Origin of the sequence: Ferruginibacter paludis, assembly GCF_030409685.1 — a bacterium.
Lineage (GTDB): Bacteria > Bacteroidota > Bacteroidia > Chitinophagales > Chitinophagaceae > Ferruginibacter > Ferruginibacter paludis.
In genome coordinates this window covers 312,621-326,955 of sequence record NZ_JAUFQJ010000004.1, presented here as the reverse complement: position 1 = coordinate 326,955, position 14,335 = coordinate 312,621, and the positions used below count along the sequence as shown (strand labels likewise).

The 14,335-nt window shown below is 43.3% G+C and carries 13 protein-coding genes; 7 read left to right on the top strand and 6 right to left on the bottom strand.

Annotated elements, in window-relative coordinates:
* Positions 1 to 29: 29 nt before the first annotated feature.
* Positions 30 to 779, top strand: coding sequence for a hypothetical protein (locus tag QWZ08_RS07155; RefSeq protein ID WP_290336600.1), 750 nt, complete (start codon positions 30 to 32; stop codon positions 777 to 779).
* Positions 780 to 1,923: 1,144 nt separating this feature from the next.
* Here the strand turns inward: QWZ08_RS07155 and QWZ08_RS07150 are convergent.
* Positions 1,924 to 2,487 (bottom strand): hypothetical protein, encoded by a 564-nt coding sequence (locus QWZ08_RS07150; RefSeq protein WP_290336599.1) that lies wholly within the window; start codon positions 2,485 to 2,487, stop codon positions 1,924 to 1,926.
* Positions 2,488 to 2,868: 381 nt separating this feature from the next.
* On the opposite strand from QWZ08_RS07150, the gene QWZ08_RS07145 reads away from it, so the two are divergent.
* Entirely contained in the window at positions 2,869 to 3,006 is a 138-nt protein-coding gene (locus QWZ08_RS07145) for a hypothetical protein (RefSeq protein WP_290336598.1), read from the top strand.
* On the opposite strand, the gene QWZ08_RS07140 is transcribed toward QWZ08_RS07145, so the two are convergent.
* Positions 2,992 to 3,381 (bottom strand): hypothetical protein, encoded by a 390-nt coding sequence (locus tag QWZ08_RS07140; RefSeq protein WP_290336597.1) that lies wholly within the window; start codon positions 3,379 to 3,381, stop codon positions 2,992 to 2,994. The genes QWZ08_RS07145 and QWZ08_RS07140 overlap by 15 nt on opposite strands.
* Before the next feature lie 209 nt (positions 3,382 to 3,590).
* Entirely contained in the window at positions 3,591 to 4,721 is a 1,131-nt protein-coding gene (locus QWZ08_RS07135; protein WP_290336596.1) for an FAD-binding domain-containing protein, read from the bottom strand.
* A 359-nt stretch (positions 4,722 to 5,080) separates the two neighbouring features.
* Here QWZ08_RS07135 and QWZ08_RS07130 point away from each other — a divergent pair, with 359 nt between their 5' ends.
* Positions 5,081 to 6,103, top strand: a complete 1,023-nt coding sequence (locus tag QWZ08_RS07130) for a hypothetical protein (protein ID WP_290336595.1) — start codon at positions 5,081 to 5,083, stop codon at positions 6,101 to 6,103.
* Positions 6,104 to 6,576: 473 nt separating this feature from the next.
* On the top strand, positions 6,577 to 7,044 hold the full coding sequence (locus tag QWZ08_RS07125) for a hypothetical protein (RefSeq protein WP_290336594.1): 468 nt from the start codon (positions 6,577 to 6,579) through the stop codon (positions 7,042 to 7,044).
* Between the two features lie 216 nt (positions 7,045 to 7,260).
* On the opposite strand, the gene QWZ08_RS07120 is transcribed toward QWZ08_RS07125, so the two are convergent.
* The gene (locus QWZ08_RS07120) at positions 7,261 to 8,031 is read right to left on the bottom strand and encodes a hypothetical protein (RefSeq protein WP_290336593.1); all 771 of its coding nucleotides are present in this window, start codon (positions 8,029 to 8,031) and stop codon (positions 7,261 to 7,263) included.
* Between the two features lie 8 nt (positions 8,032 to 8,039).
* Positions 8,040 to 8,309 (bottom strand): hypothetical protein, encoded by a 270-nt coding sequence (locus tag QWZ08_RS07115; protein WP_290336592.1) that lies wholly within the window; start codon positions 8,307 to 8,309, stop codon positions 8,040 to 8,042.
* Between the two features lie 951 nt (positions 8,310 to 9,260).
* Between QWZ08_RS07115 and QWZ08_RS07110 the strand changes: the two genes are divergently transcribed.
* From QWZ08_RS07110 to QWZ08_RS07100, 3 genes are all read left to right on the top strand, one after another.
* Positions 9,261 to 10,346 (top strand): TIGR03118 family protein, encoded by a 1,086-nt coding sequence (locus QWZ08_RS07110; protein ID WP_290336591.1) that lies wholly within the window; start codon positions 9,261 to 9,263, stop codon positions 10,344 to 10,346.
* Between the two features lie 108 nt (positions 10,347 to 10,454).
* Entirely contained in the window at positions 10,455 to 10,616 is a 162-nt protein-coding gene (locus QWZ08_RS07105; protein WP_290336590.1) for a hypothetical protein, read from the top strand.
* Between the two features lie 188 nt (positions 10,617 to 10,804).
* Positions 10,805 to 11,869: a cytochrome-c peroxidase gene (locus tag QWZ08_RS07100; RefSeq protein WP_290336589.1), complete on the top strand. Its 1,065-nt coding sequence runs from the start codon at positions 10,805 to 10,807 to the stop codon at positions 11,867 to 11,869.
* Positions 11,870 to 12,290: 421 nt separating this feature from the next.
* Here QWZ08_RS07100 and QWZ08_RS07095 read toward each other — a convergent pair whose 3' ends face one another.
* The gene (locus tag QWZ08_RS07095; RefSeq protein ID WP_290336587.1) at positions 12,291 to 13,961 is read right to left on the bottom strand and encodes a T9SS type B sorting domain-containing protein; all 1,671 of its coding nucleotides are present in this window, start codon (positions 13,959 to 13,961) and stop codon (positions 12,291 to 12,293) included.
* Positions 13,962 to 14,335: the final 374 nt, after the last annotated feature.

Here is a 14,335-nt window from a genome sequence, read left to right as displayed (position 1 = left end):
TATTCATTACTAAACTAAAATCAAAAACAATGAAGCAGTCTAAATTTACCGGCTTGCTATTTTGTGCAGCCATTGCATTTTTTTTAATTTCTTGCGGAGGAGGCGCCACTAAAAAAACAGCGGCCATGGATTCCTCCGCAACGGTTAGTGCCCCACCTTCCGCCACCACTGCGGCACCCGTGACAAATACCATCGTTACTACACCCCAAAACATGATGATAGTAACACACAAGGTGGCTAATTTTACCAAATGGCTGGCCAGTTACGATGCACATGATTCCCTGCGGCTGGCCAGCGGCATACACAACTATGTTATAGGCCGCAGCATGCAAGACAGCAACACGGTAATGGTGGCTGTAAAAATAGATGATGTGGCAAAGGCAAAAGCATTTTCCAAAGGCCCCGGCCTGAAGCAGGCCATGCAAAAGAGCGGCGTAATTGGGGCACCTTCCATCTCTATTATTACAGCCGTTTGGCAGGATACCGTTGTCATCCCTTCAAAAATGCGGTCGAGAACCACGTTTGCTGTAAAAGACTGGGATGCATGGCAAAAAGCATTTGAAGAGGGTAAGCAGGAAAGGATTGATAATGGAATAACAGTTAGGGTAATATCCCATGATGCACACGACAATAAAAAGGTATCGTTGGTAACGGCCATAACAGATTCGGCCAAAGCCTTTGCCTATTATAAATCCGATGCATTAAAAAAAAGAAGAGCAGCCAGTGGAGTGATCGGTGAGCCTGTACGGTTTCTCTTCGATATAGTTAAACGTTACTGACGAAGCGCTTCATTCGCAGTAATGATGAGTCACGAATGGAAAGAATTGATCCCTTCTTTTCACTCGTTGAATAAAATGGGAGCAGGTTTGAAGCACACCCCCCATTGGCGTAAGGCTGCTTTGAAGTGAAGTCTCCGTTGACACACTTTTGGTGCAAGCGTTCTACTAAAGTGAAGTCTGCGTTGGCGCAAGGGTGTAGGGCGGGTATGGAGCGTTGTCTATCCTTGTGCCAGACAACAAATTCTCTACCAATAATAATGCAGCCATTGCAGCAATCATAATAACAGCGCAATCAAAAATAGTAAGTCTGTGAATTATTGGGATGTCTTACTTTGCAGAGCCGGCAACGGCACAAGGATAGCTGGCGCCCATTGACAGCGCTACACCCTTGCGCCAAATGCCAGCCTTCAACAGTTTGAGGAGATGCTTGCACTAAGCCGGGGCACCGGTCCACGGGAAGAAACTATTTTCGGAGATCGAACACGCACCGACCACGGAACCAATGATTTTGGGTTTGCAATTTTGGGAAAACGGTAAGCGGCAATGAAAAACTTATATAACCTGTAAAACAACTTTTTTCCTTCCCGGCAATGTCTCCTGCGGGCCATTTAGGTAGCCAGGGACCTTGCGTACTACGGAGCAACAAACATACTGCCTGTTCTTCCCAGCAACGTCTCCTCCCGAGCCAGTGCGTTGGCCAGGGACGTTGCGTACTACGGAGCAACGAATATAATCAGCCTGGCGCAACTTCCTCGCCTATGCATCAAACACCCGGTGAGAGATGTTGCCGCTTCTGTGGTTGGTACAAAATGAATCTTCCCAGCAACGTCTCCTCCCGAGCCAGTGCGTTGGCCAGGGACGTTGCGTACTACGGAGCAACGAATATAATCAGCCTGGCGCAACTTCCTCGCCTATGCATCAAACACCCGGTGAGAGATGTTGCCGCTTCTGTGGTTGGTACAAAATGAATCCTTCCTGGCAACGTCTCCTCCCGAGCCAGTGCGTTGGCCAGAGAGGTTGCGTACACGGAACAACAAACATATTCGGGCAGGCGCAACCTCCTCAGCCATGATGCACAAGCCCGTTGAGAAACGTTGCTGAAAAAAAGAAGCGTTGCCGGAAGAAATGGTAAATGTCAGTTATATTACCAGTTTCTTTTTGCGACAATTGAGTTTGTTTCTTTCTCCAGGTGTTCCACCAGCAAAGACAATTTCCTGTAAAAAGCTGCAATTAACTGTATGTTATCATCATCATAATGCCATTCATCTTTAATGTTGGCAGGATGCATTTCATTTTTTATTTCACAAAGCGCTTTTATCGCTTTTTCTGTACGACTGAGTACTTCCACACTCAACGCAAAAATGACAAGTCCGATATCTTTATTAACCTTCGCTTGTTTTTTACCTTTCTCTTCGTACTGTTCATCAATATCACTATCATCAAGGTCGTCTATAAACAATTGATTTCTTTCTTCCAGTTCATTCAGCAAAATCCCAGCGTCGTCAATACACGACGTTATTGTCTTCACCATAACGTCATCGCTGTCATCGAAGATGCTCGTGTCGATTCCTTCAGCATGCTCAAGGTAATAGTCCATTTCTTTTATTCCTACGTCGATGTGTATCATGAATGCGCCCTTGAACAAAAGAAATTGGGCAGCCATTATATAAGAATAGCTGTTGATAATATTTTGCCGGTAAGGAGTCATGCGGTTGTTTTTTTGCAGGCTGTTAGAGAAATGAGTTTTTTTATTGCCATTATGGGTGCTCCTCAATAATCACCTATGTCAACATCTCCATTCGGGCGCCACCGGCAGGTATCCCGGCCAGCGGCTGAACTGCAATAATGCAATAAAAATTTACTTTTGCAAGTATTTGTGTAAAACTGTTTTATAACAAGACAGTTCGTTCAATTTGCACGTGGGTCAGGAAACCAGATGGTGGCTTAAAAAATTAGCTTCTCCTCCTTCGCGGCAACGTCTCCTCCCGGGCCAGTGCGTTGACCAGGGAAGTTGCGTACTACGGAGCAACGAACTTAATCATCCCGACGCAACGTCCCCGGCTATGCTGCAAAAGCCTGTTAAGAGACGTTGCTGGAAAGAAAAGACGTTGGTGAGAAAAAGACGTTGCTGGAAAGAAAAGGATTTCCGGTGAAGGAAGATGCACCAACCACGGAAGCAAAAGCGGACGAGAATGATGTTATAACATTTTTGTTACAGGGCAGGTAAATCTTTCTTCTTTTTCCACAGCGTGCCCCCCAATGCCACCCCTGTTAATAAACCGGCCGGCGTAAAGATCAGCATTCCAAACAGCGGGGCTAAATTATTTGATTTCAATAATAGGATTGGTGCCCACAAACCTGTCATCAAACCAACAAAAGCACCCAATATGCCTAAGCCAGCCATGTACCCTCCGGCACTATCAGAGATGTTCTCTATTTTTAACCAGCACACAATGCCGCATAGCAAAGCAATCAATAGTGATATCCATTCTGCTTCACTTCCGGCACTTCTAAATTCGTTTGAAAAGCAGAGCCGATAAATTAATAAATAAATTACCATTGCTAAAAAAAGGGTTAGCATTAATCGAACAACGTATTTCATCTCCTGAATATAAGCAATACTAACGATAGCAAATCTAATTTCCTCCTTCCGAGCAACGTCTCCTGCGGGCCAGTGCGTTTGCCAGGGACGTTGCGTACTACGGAGCAATGAACGTACTCAGCCAGGCGCAACGTTCCCGGCTATGCTGCAAAGGCACAGGAAAAGACGATGCCGGGAAGCACACCTGGCGCTGGTAAATGTTAACATCCTTATTTCATTGCCTTAAGCAGTTTGTCAGCTTTTTTCCAGAACACCGAATAAGATTGATGAAAGCCGGTTATTTCGGGAAACATCCAGTCTCTTTCATCTTTTGTGCCGGGATAATGATTGCACGACGGATGCTCTTTGGAAATAAACACCGGGTCTGAAACGCCTGCTTTTTTATACATCGCTGTAAGGGCCTGTACTTCACCACTAAAAATTTGTATGCCTTTTATATTGGCCGCCAGGCCGGTAACGAATGTAATAACATCATCGCTTACCGGGAATTGTTTAAAGTGCGATGGCTCCAGTAACAGGATGCGGTTGGCTTTTTCTTTCTTTCGCCACAATGGGTCGAGATTGTAAGAATTATAAATAAGTGTTGGCAGTGCTGTATTGATTTGAGGAGTTGTTGTTTTGGGCAGGGTAGTAGTAAGTTTAAGCGTAGTACGCTTTTTAAACACTTCAGGCATATCCATCTTTACCAATACATCGTACGGTTTATCCAAAAATGTATCCTTCTGTTGAGTATGTGTATAACGGTTAATATTGTCCTGGTTGCAATAATATTGTTTCCATGAAAATGCGCCGGCAACCCATTGCCAGCTACACGTATTGCTCGCAATATCCCCGTCAAGCAAATGATAATACAGCCACCTGGAAGGTTGTAACCAATAGGTTTTAGCGACATTGCAAGTGATGGATGCTATGTACATGCGCACGTGGTTGTGCAGGTAACCTGTATTGTAAAAGCGCTCTAATAATTCATCTACAACTGTAATGCCTGTTGTTGCATGCTGTATTGCATAGGGCATGCTTTTGTATTTTGCATTGGGTTGTTTGTAAGTGATGTCTTTGAGGATATCATTGCCAAGAGATTTGTATACTAATTGAAAAAAATCCCGCCAGGCAAGCTCCTGTATCAACTTGTACACACCGTATGTTTTTATATCCTGCTGTTTCAATACCAGATCAAAAACCTGTTTGGTGCTGATTACACCTCGTGAAATATAGGGTGAGAGCCAGGTTACCTTCCCATCAATAAAGTTCCTGGTGTTGCCATACTGCATTGGCTGTATGCGCTTCATCCGTTTTACTATGGCAGCATAGCTGGTGGGGAAATGTTTTTTTGTAGCCATAAGTTTACAACATTTGTGGCGGCATATTGTTGACCATCATTATGGATACCTGCCAGCTTTTGTGGCGTCACAGCCCGCCAACCGCGGCTCGTACCCAAACACCTGTCCATCAATCAACAACAGCTCCTTCCAGCAACGTGTCCTCCCGCAGGTACGTTGGGGGTGTTGCGTACAACGTCCCGGCTATGCAGCAAAATTTAGTTAAGAAAATTTACCGGCAAAATCATGAGATGGCGATCCACTTTTGTATTAACAAAATAATTTTGTTTCTTTATTGAGGTTTAATATTGAGTGGCGTTAACATAGAATTTCCAAGCTGTCGGTACATCACCATTTGCTGAAATAAAAACTTAACGATTATGATAAACTTTTTCACAAATACCCATGAAGCAGGTAGCTTCAATTTTGAGTTAGAAAAAAAAGTCCGGATTTCCGGGAAAATATTTGAAAGATGGGTACAACTTTTAAGTCGCTCCATAGCGTGTGGTGAAGACAAAAAAAGAATAATTGAGAAAAAAGTAGGTATTACTAAAACTGAAAGAGAGGATTTAGAATCCTTGCTAAAAGGCAGTGTTGGTGTAAAAGGGATTGCTTCAATTGAATCCCAAATAAAAGCAAAGACAGGAATTGAGGTGAAATTTGAATATGCAACCACCGAGACCGAGGAAACTACGTTTAAAGCGCCAGAATGTGGGCGTAAAACTTTGGTTGTTTATCAATTGGTACGTGAATATGATATCACGATTACTGATAAAAGACTTTTCTCCTTTTCAAAAGGACAAACAAGAATTTTATTGACAGAATACACTGATAATATTCATGATAAATCTTTGACCACTGAAATCGATCCTGATTGTGGGTGTAAAGACAAATCTGAAGATGTAGATGATGGAATACTTTCTTTGTTGGTGAATAATTATTATCAACTTGTTACGCCATATAAAATTAAGCTTGAAAAAGTTACTTTAAAAAATTTAGGAGTTGAAGTAACCTTAGAAGATTTAGGAAAAATGCTCGTTAAAAATTATCAAATACAATCATCCACCCTTCCTGATTATATCGTATTTCTAGGGGGTATTAAGTCAGAACAGGTGGGTATTAGCTTAAATACTAACGGGAATTTAGCGTTTGATTATGTTGAAAAAATAACGTTTAATCAGGATTTGCCAATATTTGGTTATCAGGGTGCAGAATTACCAGGCTCCATGGGAGTAGGCTATCATCCTGCAGGTGTTAGGTATGGGTTTCTTCCAATTGACCCCTATAACCCTTATATGAAAGGCTATGAAGCAGGAAAAGGTGGTTATTTTGTACCACGTTCAGAATCTCCATATGACCCAAGGTTTTTTAGACAAGAGGGAGAAGGCCAGGCGAACGAATAAATTTCCCCCGATTGGTGCAAGCGGCCTGCTGAGTGAAGTCTGCGTTGGCGCTTAGGTGTAGGGCGGGAAGGAGCGTAACCTATCCTTGTGCCAGACAACAAATGCGTTAACAATAATAATGCACCCACTACTGCAATCGGTATAAGAGTGCGGGCAAAAATAACAGGCCTGTAAATTAATGAGAGGTGTTACTTTGCAGAGCCACCAACGGCACAATGATAGCCGTCGCACATTGCCAACGCTACACCCTTGCGCCAATGCGGGGGAAAATAATAGTGTAGCTTTCCTTAAAAACGATATAAGTCAGGAACAAGTACCCGCCTGTTTTACTAACTGCTAAAAATATTGCTATGCGAATTCTTTTATGCTTGTTGACAATACTAGTTTCTATTCAGTGTATTGCTCAGCTGGTGGAAAATCAGCAGGCATTTGAAAACCAGTTCCGCACATCGATAGCCACTAACAGTAGACCGATGCTACACTTAACTAATGCGGCAATCACATCCACTTCACCAGGCCAGGCAGTGTATGCCGAACTGGGTGGCACAGGCGGTTTTCTTTCTTTAAATTATGACACCCGGTTTGATAAGTCGAACAAAGGACTGGGCTTGCGTATTGGTATAGGAACAATCACCGATCTGAATTCATTTGGACTGACTTTGCCATTTGGTTTGAATTACTTAGCCGGGGAAAAAGTCCATTTTTTTGAAGCGGCGCTGGGTGCTACTTTCTTCAGTTTTTCAAAACAAAACCAGGACAGTTGGTTTTCTTTTACCAAAAAACAATTCCTGGCACCTTACTGCTGGGTTGGTTACCGCTATCAGCCCACTGACAAACGTTTTTTCTTTCGTGCTGGTTTGAACCAGTTTCTTGCAGGTGGCTTAAGTGGATTTGTAGCAAAGCCTTTCCCTGGTTTATCTTTTGGTTATTCTATTCGGTAGGGGCTATCCATCCTCCCCGGCAACGTCTCCTCCCGGGCCAGTGCGTTAGCCAGCAGGGACGTTGCGTACTACGGAGCAACAAGCGTAATCAGCCAGACGCAACGTCCTCAGCCTTGCTGCAAAAACCTGTTGAGAGACCTTGCTGAAAAAAAATGAGATACACACAACGGCGAAAGCCCTCTGCGGATAATAGAACCTGTTAATTATTGTTCATTTTTAATCTTCAATGCCCCATTCACGTATCTGGTACAGGGCATGTACCTCTTTACTGCATTCGTTAAAATCAGTTGCCCACTTCATTCCTCTTTCCATCAACAATTTTCTGGTACCCAGGGTCGCCTTGTATTCAGTTCTTGTTCTGCGATGCCCTTTCCAGGCAAAATTTGCGGGGCAACCGGTTGCAATACCTGATAATTGTAAATTTCTACGAGCATGCTGTTGATCAGCTTTGGCAATTGCCTGTGCAGCTTCAATTTGCAAAGCCCATGCAAACCACATAATATCTCCTTCTAATGTATGTCTGCCAGCCGTCGGTTTTCGTGGGTCAGAGGTATCAATTAATGCATCCCTTTCGGTTGCAGGTGGTAATTGATTGGTTGCAAACAGGAACATGGCATTTAAATAATCAGCCTGCACTTTCGGATCGGCCGCGTCTCCAAAATATTTTACAAATAAACTGTTAATGAGCACATCTACTTCCCTGATTGCAGCAGCAACTTTTGGTACAGACGCTTCTTTAATAAATGCTGTTGTTTTATCATAAAGAGCCATATTAATCCATGCATCAAATATGGAAGGGCGATGAACACGGGGAAGAAATAAAGTAAGTAATCCTGGCTCTGTTTTCTCATCACCAAAATAATACCTTCCGTTACTTTCGGGATGGTATATATCCCAGTATTCTGTCCAGGCGTCAAGTTCATGAAACCAACCGACATACCTTTTGAATGAATTGGAATCTGGCTCTTTTTTGTAATGCTTCGTCATCTGAACAATTAGTGACCGCTGATTACAACAATACCCCCATCTTTAACGTATTCTGCCAACTGTTTTTGGGCGAATCCAACTGCTTCTTTCATAATTTGAGAACCGAAGCCTGCGGTTTTTACCAGATTTGCATAACGGATTACATGCACTGCGGCGGCTAAATCAGTCATGGCTTCCGGATTCCAACCCGGCACTCTGTGAATCTTGCCATCAGCGCCTATGTACCATCCGCCTGCATCGGAGCCGAGTTGTCCGATAAAATAAATGTTTTTGCTCATAAAATTCTCCTTTTGCACCATTGATGTCAATTGAGGCAGGTGCTTTTAACTCAATTGGTTGTGAATAAAAAAAGTACTCAAGAAATCCCTTAGCAATACGATAAAAAAAATGGAGTGGTTATAAAGGCAGGCTTTCAGCTTTTTAATTGTTGTCTCTGCTGAAATAGTATGTAGCTAAAATTAAAAACTATAATTGAAAAATCATAATTTCTGTTTGTAAACTTCAATTGTGCTTCCGTCGTTGGTGTAATTTCTTCCCGGCAACGTTTCCTCCCGGGCCAGTGCGTAAGCCAGGGACGTTGCATACCACGGAGCAAGGAGCGTAACCAGCCCGGCGCGACGTCCTCAGCCTTGCTGCAAAAGCCTGTTGAGAGACGTTGCCAGCAACGTCTTGCATACTTTATAGGATGTATTAAAAACCAGCATTATCTTATCCGGTGCCGGTAAAGCGTACCATACCATACAACAGCGGGATGTTTTTATAACTTTCACTTGTCATGAATGGATGCCGTTAATTGATAAAGTAGCAGGTTACGACTTTGTATATAACTTTTATCTTTGGTGAGCATAGCGGTAATTATTTTTAAGTGTGGTAACTCAAAAATACTCCTTACCTGAGCGCACTGCTTTTTTTACATAACCAGCAACCTAAGCTACTTAGTAATCATATGCAGGGTAATGCAGGTGCACGCAATTGGGCGTAAAATTCCCTCCAATATTTAAATGTCGCTGTACCTCCCTATCTTAAATAGCAATCCGGAAAAACAATGATGAAGGACAGCCAATTTTAAAAACGGCAACTATTCAATAATCAGGCAACCATTTGTATAAAGTATACGATTACTATGTTGGCCTCCATAATGCAAATTAATTTTCCGCAGTAATAATACCAGGGTACCTCGCCACTTTAAAAAATGAAATCAAATTTTTTTTGAACTTAAATCAATTTTTATGCAAAAGATTACACTTAATAAAAGCCATTGGTTTTTAAAATTGCACTACTGGCTGATACTTGCATTGTTGATAACAATACAGGCTTGTAAAAAGAATGACCACCCGTTAAAAGATTTTCAGCAGGTAAATCTTGTAGCCAATAAAGCAGGTTACGGTGCTGCAAACACAGATGCCAGCCTGGTAAATGCATGGGGTATCGCTTTTGGCCCTTCTGGTATAGCATGGGTTAATGCCAATGGTACCGGCCTGAGCGAATTGTATAATAAAACCGGTGCTTCGGTAAGGCCCGGCGTGACGATTCCTTCTCCAGAATCCAATACCGGCGGCACACCAACCGGCATTGTATTCAATGGCACAACAGATTTTTTATTACCCAACGGCAAACCTGCTCTCTTCATATTTGTGGGTGAAGATGGTATCATCTCAGGGTGGAACGGAGGTAACGGAGCTGTGATTGTAAAAAATGATTTCCCGGATGCTATTTATAAGGGAGTTGCACTGGCAAACGACGGGGGTGCCAACTTTTTATATGCCGCTAATTTTAAGGAACGTAAAATTGATGTGTACGATAAAAACTGGAATGAAGTAACGAGGCCATTTGCAGACCCGGGTCTTCCCTCAGAATATTCACCTTTTAATGTACAGGCTATTGACAATAAACTCTACGTAATGTATGCAAAGAAAGTTGGCGATGCAACGGATGAAACAACGGGGCCCGGAAATGGATATGTAGACATTTACAATCCTGATGGTACATTGGTATCAAGATTAGCTTCACGGGGGGCGCTTAATGCGCCGTGGGGTATAACAAAGGCGCCGGCTGTATTTTTTGATCAGGAAAATAAAACGGATGCGGGTGTCCTGCTGGTAGGTAATTTCGGAGATGGCCGGATTAATGCCTTTGCAGCAAACGGAAGGTTCCTTGGAGCGCTAAGAGCGCACGGAGCTCCAATTGAAATTCCCGGATTATGGGGTCTCTCTTTTGCGCCCGCCACTGCAACAACGGTAGATCAGGGCTGGTTATTTTTCGCTGCCGGTCCAAATGATGAAGCAGACGGTTTATTTGGCTATATTGAAAAATAGCAATTCTTTTTTCTAAAAAACAGGCTGGTATAACTACCGGCCTGTTTTTCTTCGCAGCACCACCTCCTTCCAAGCCTGTGTTTTAGCCAGGGACGCTGCGTACTATACATGCATAACGATCCCTGCACCGGTAAGTGGCAACTGGCAGCCAATCCGATTGACTACATTCATAGCTCAGCAAAATTTTATCTCACGGGTGTACAGGGCATTTATCCGGTTACCAATTTTATGGACATGAAAGAGGTAAACTTTAATTTAAGCAAAGCGTAATTCAACTTGACGCAACGTCCCGGCTATGCATCGAGGCTCGTTGAGAGACGTTGCCGGGAAGCGGGGTTGCATAGAAATCCAAAGCGGAAGAAACTTGCCATTTAGCTATTACCTGTCAAATAAATGGATGACGGCAGTCAGCACTATTCAAAGGGTGGTATTTTACTTTTACAAAAAATTGTAAGTATATGAAAAAGCAACTCATCATTATAGTGCTTTGTATTATAGCAATAATATTTTCCTGTAATCAGCCAGGCAAAAATGAAACAACAACCACTTCTGCCACCACGCAACCAGAAGATTCAACGCTTATTATTGCCCGTAATTATTTTAAACCGTTGCCGGATGTTGCGGAAAATAAAGAAAATATGATTACCCCGGAAAAAGTAAAACTGGGCAAACTACTTTATTATGATACCCGCCTTTCTAAAACAGGAAATAACAGTTGTAACTCCTGCCATAACCTTGCAGCTAATGGAGTAGATAACCTGGCAACCTCTATAGGAGATGCCGGGAAACGGGGCACCCGTAATTCGCCAACCGTTTTTAATGCAGCATTGCACAATATGCAGTTTTGGGATGGACGTGCCAAAGATGTAGAAGAGCAGTCGGGCATGCCTGTTTTAAATTCTGTAGAAATGGCGATACCAAATAAAGAGTTTTTAATGAAACGGCTGGATACAATCCGGCTTTACCAGGACATGTTTAAAGCTGCTTTTCCGGGGAAAGCTAACTCAGTTACCTACGAAAACTTGCAAAAAGCCATTGCGGCTTTTGAACGTACTTTACTTACACCATCAAGGTTTGATAAATTTATGCAGGGCGATAAGAATGCGCTTTCTGCCGAAGAAAAGACAGGGCTAAGCACTTTTATAGCTTCCGGGTGCATTAGTTGCCACAATGGAGTGGGAATTGGTGGCGGAAGTTTGATGAAGTTTGGATTGGTAACGGATTACCGTACCCTCACAAAGAGTACAATGGATGATAAAGGCAGGGAGAATGTAACCAAAAATAAAGAAGATAACCATGTATTTAAAGTACCTGGTTTACGCAATGTTCAGGGCACTTACCCTTATTTTCATGATGGCAGCATCGCCACGCTTGACTCTGCTGTAAAAATTATGAGTAAGGCTCAGTTGAATAAAAACCTGTCAGATAAAGAAATAAAAGACATAGTTGCTTTTTTAAACGCAACATCTGGAGATATAAATGCGGATGCAAAAGCGGTTCCCCCGGAATTGTTTATCAAATAAGTTGAAGTACTTAGCCTTTATCACCCCATCTGCCCTGGAAAAAGGGAGTGAAAAAGATATTTCGAAGAATATACAAACTAAGGTAAGGGGTATTATCTATTCAACATTTGATTATCCCTTCCCAGCAACGTCTCCTCCCGGGCCAGTGCGTTAGCTAGGGATGTTGCGTACAACGGAGCAACAAGCATAGTCAGCCTGGCGCAACGTTCTCAGCCATGCTGCAAAAGCCTGTTGAGAGAAGTTGCGGGAAAAGATTTAAGCAAAGCATATTTAAAAAAGCGAAGTGTCCTCAGCTATGCTCTTATTTTAATGCCGGATAGTTTTTAAGTTCGAAAATTTTTAACAAGCAGACACAGGGCTTGCGCCTTTGGGGCAATTTTATTTTGCCAGGCATTGGCTGCAAGCCGGACACGCACTCAACTTACCGATGTAAAACTACCGTGCCTTTTAGCATCACCGGTTTATCAAGCACCCTTCCTTTCACCAGGTAAACATAAACACCCGTAGCCAGCGACTCACCTTTTTGCGTACCATCCCAACCCTTTGTAATGTTATTGGTTTTGAAAACAATATTTCCCCAGCGGTCAAATATGGAGAAATCCTGTAAGCTAAGAGAGGCACCGGGAGGAATGCGGTACACATCGTTTTTGCCATCATTATTCGGCGTAAAAGAGGAGGGCATAAATATTCTGTGAATCACCTTAACCACCAATTCTTTGCTGGTGGGGCAGCCGTTGGTATCTGCCACGTCTAATGTAAAAACAGTGTTCTCCATTAATGGAACGGTGGAAGATAGCAACGATTGCGGCTTTACTACCAAGCCGGCGGGCGTCCATTTAACCGAACCAGGATGGCCTGAAACAACTGCCTGTAGCTGCGCCGGCTCTCCCGATAGAACGGATACCTCAGGAGGAGCAAAGGTGATTTCGGGAACGCTTTTTACCCTGATCCCTTTTTTATTGGAAAGTACGCTTACTGGTAATGCACAACCCGGGATGCTGGTTGATAATATGCAGGAAACCGTATCGCCATTTGCCAGTTGATCATTGGTGTAGGTGGCGGAGTAGCTGGCTTTATTTTGGCCGTTTACCTGCCATTGGTAGATTGTATAATCCCCTGCGTTTTGCGCTGTGGCCGTAAAGGTTACGGGCTTTCCCTTACACACATCCGGCATTGAAGCAATCGTTACAATTGGATCTGTAAAATCCCGCACATGCATCACTATTTCATTAGAGGGGGCACTTGTGGTGGTATGACATCTTGAATCCTGGTCAATGGTAACCGTACAACTGATGATATCACCTTCCTTCAAGGTATCACTAACCAATGTTGGTGCGTTAGCGCCGGTTGAAATGCCATTGATTTTCCAGGCAAACGCAGGGAAGGTTCCGCCGTTTGCCGTTGCTGTAAAGGTGACGGTTTCTCCCCTGCAAATGGATGCTTTGCTGGGGGTAATTTTGATAGCCGGATGAATCATTGGATAAACATAAATGGTCAGTTGAGAAGACGTAGATTTTGTTAAGCCCGGGCAAGCTGGTGCCGACGCAGTGAGTACACATTTTATCCTGGCACCATTGGTGATGGTGGAAGTTGTAAAAACAGGGCTGTTGCTGCCCACCAGGCTATCATTTACAGACCACTGGTAAAACGGCACCCAAGTTCCATAGTAAGCAGTTGCTGTAAAAACGGTCAGTTCGCCCTCACAAATAAGCGGATCGGTATTGGCAACGCTAATGGTAGGTTCAATATCATTGAGCACATGCAGGTTAATAGCATTGCTAACCACAAGGGTATCAGCACCACAAGCTGTTGTACAACTGTATTCACAAACTACCACATCCGCATCATGCACATTTGTGTCGGTGTAAACGGCACTGCTGGTGGCACCTGTAACAACGTTATTCTTTTTCCATGTGTACACGCCGTTTGTTCCGCCATTTGCAACCGTTGCCTGAAACGTGACGGTAGCACCGGGGCAGATATTGTTTTTATCTTCAGCAATAGTAAGTACAGGAATGCAATTATTTGGCGGGGTTTGGGCAAACAACTTACCGGATAATATCAGCAATATAATGATGCAGCACTTTACCATAACAAAGCAGTTTGGCGGAAAAACGCAGTTGGTTATATCATCAGCCTGGCTGGCCCTTCATTATAAACAGGCACCTGCAGCTTGCAGTTATAATAAGAACGGTTAATCAAATTGCCATCACCGCAACTTGCAACCAGCAGGCTAATTTGTTTAAAATGGTGCACTTCAGGTAACAATATCCCGTAAAGAAAGATAAGAAAAAAAATGATACTGTGAAAGTGAGTGGACGGCCGTGAACGATGTATCCAGCGGATACGGAGGGAGAAGATACCACCAGGCGCTGGAATGAGGAGGGAGTTTTGCGGGGTGGGCTTCCGGTGTCAGTAGGTTACTAATATCGGTAATGAAAAGTTGTCCGCATTGAAAAGCAGTAA

Excerpts from the sequence above, each read along its gene's own strand:
- QWZ08_RS07155 (WP_290336600.1), top strand. The coding sequence starts at position 30 with ATGAAGCAGTCTAAATTTACCGGCTTGCTATTTTGTGCAGCCATTGCA.
- QWZ08_RS07150 (WP_290336599.1), bottom strand. The coding sequence starts at position 2,487 with ATGACTCCTTACCGGCAAAATATTATCAACAGCTATTCTTATATAATG.
- QWZ08_RS07140 (WP_290336597.1), bottom strand. The coding sequence starts at position 3,381 with ATGAAATACGTTGTTCGATTAATGCTAACCCTTTTTTTAGCAATGGTA.
- QWZ08_RS07135 (WP_290336596.1), bottom strand. The coding sequence starts at position 4,721 with ATGGCTACAAAAAAACATTTCCCCACCAGCTATGCTGCCATAGTAAAA.
- QWZ08_RS07130 (WP_290336595.1), top strand. The coding sequence starts at position 5,081 with ATGATAAACTTTTTCACAAATACCCATGAAGCAGGTAGCTTCAATTTT.
- QWZ08_RS07125 (WP_290336594.1), top strand. The coding sequence starts at position 6,577 with ATGCTACACTTAACTAATGCGGCAATCACATCCACTTCACCAGGCCAG.
- QWZ08_RS07120 (WP_290336593.1), bottom strand. The coding sequence starts at position 8,031 with ATGACGAAGCATTACAAAAAAGAGCCAGATTCCAATTCATTCAAAAGG.
- QWZ08_RS07115 (WP_290336592.1), bottom strand. The coding sequence starts at position 8,309 with ATGAGCAAAAACATTTATTTTATCGGACAACTCGGCTCCGATGCAGGC.
- QWZ08_RS07110 (WP_290336591.1), top strand. The coding sequence starts at position 9,261 with ATGCAAAAGATTACACTTAATAAAAGCCATTGGTTTTTAAAATTGCAC.
- QWZ08_RS07105 (WP_290336590.1), top strand. The coding sequence starts at position 10,455 with ATGCATAACGATCCCTGCACCGGTAAGTGGCAACTGGCAGCCAATCCG.
- QWZ08_RS07100 (WP_290336589.1), top strand. The coding sequence starts at position 10,805 with ATGAAAAAGCAACTCATCATTATAGTGCTTTGTATTATAGCAATAATA.
- QWZ08_RS07095 (WP_290336587.1), bottom strand. The coding sequence starts at position 13,961 with ATGGTAAAGTGCTGCATCATTATATTGCTGATATTATCCGGTAAGTTG.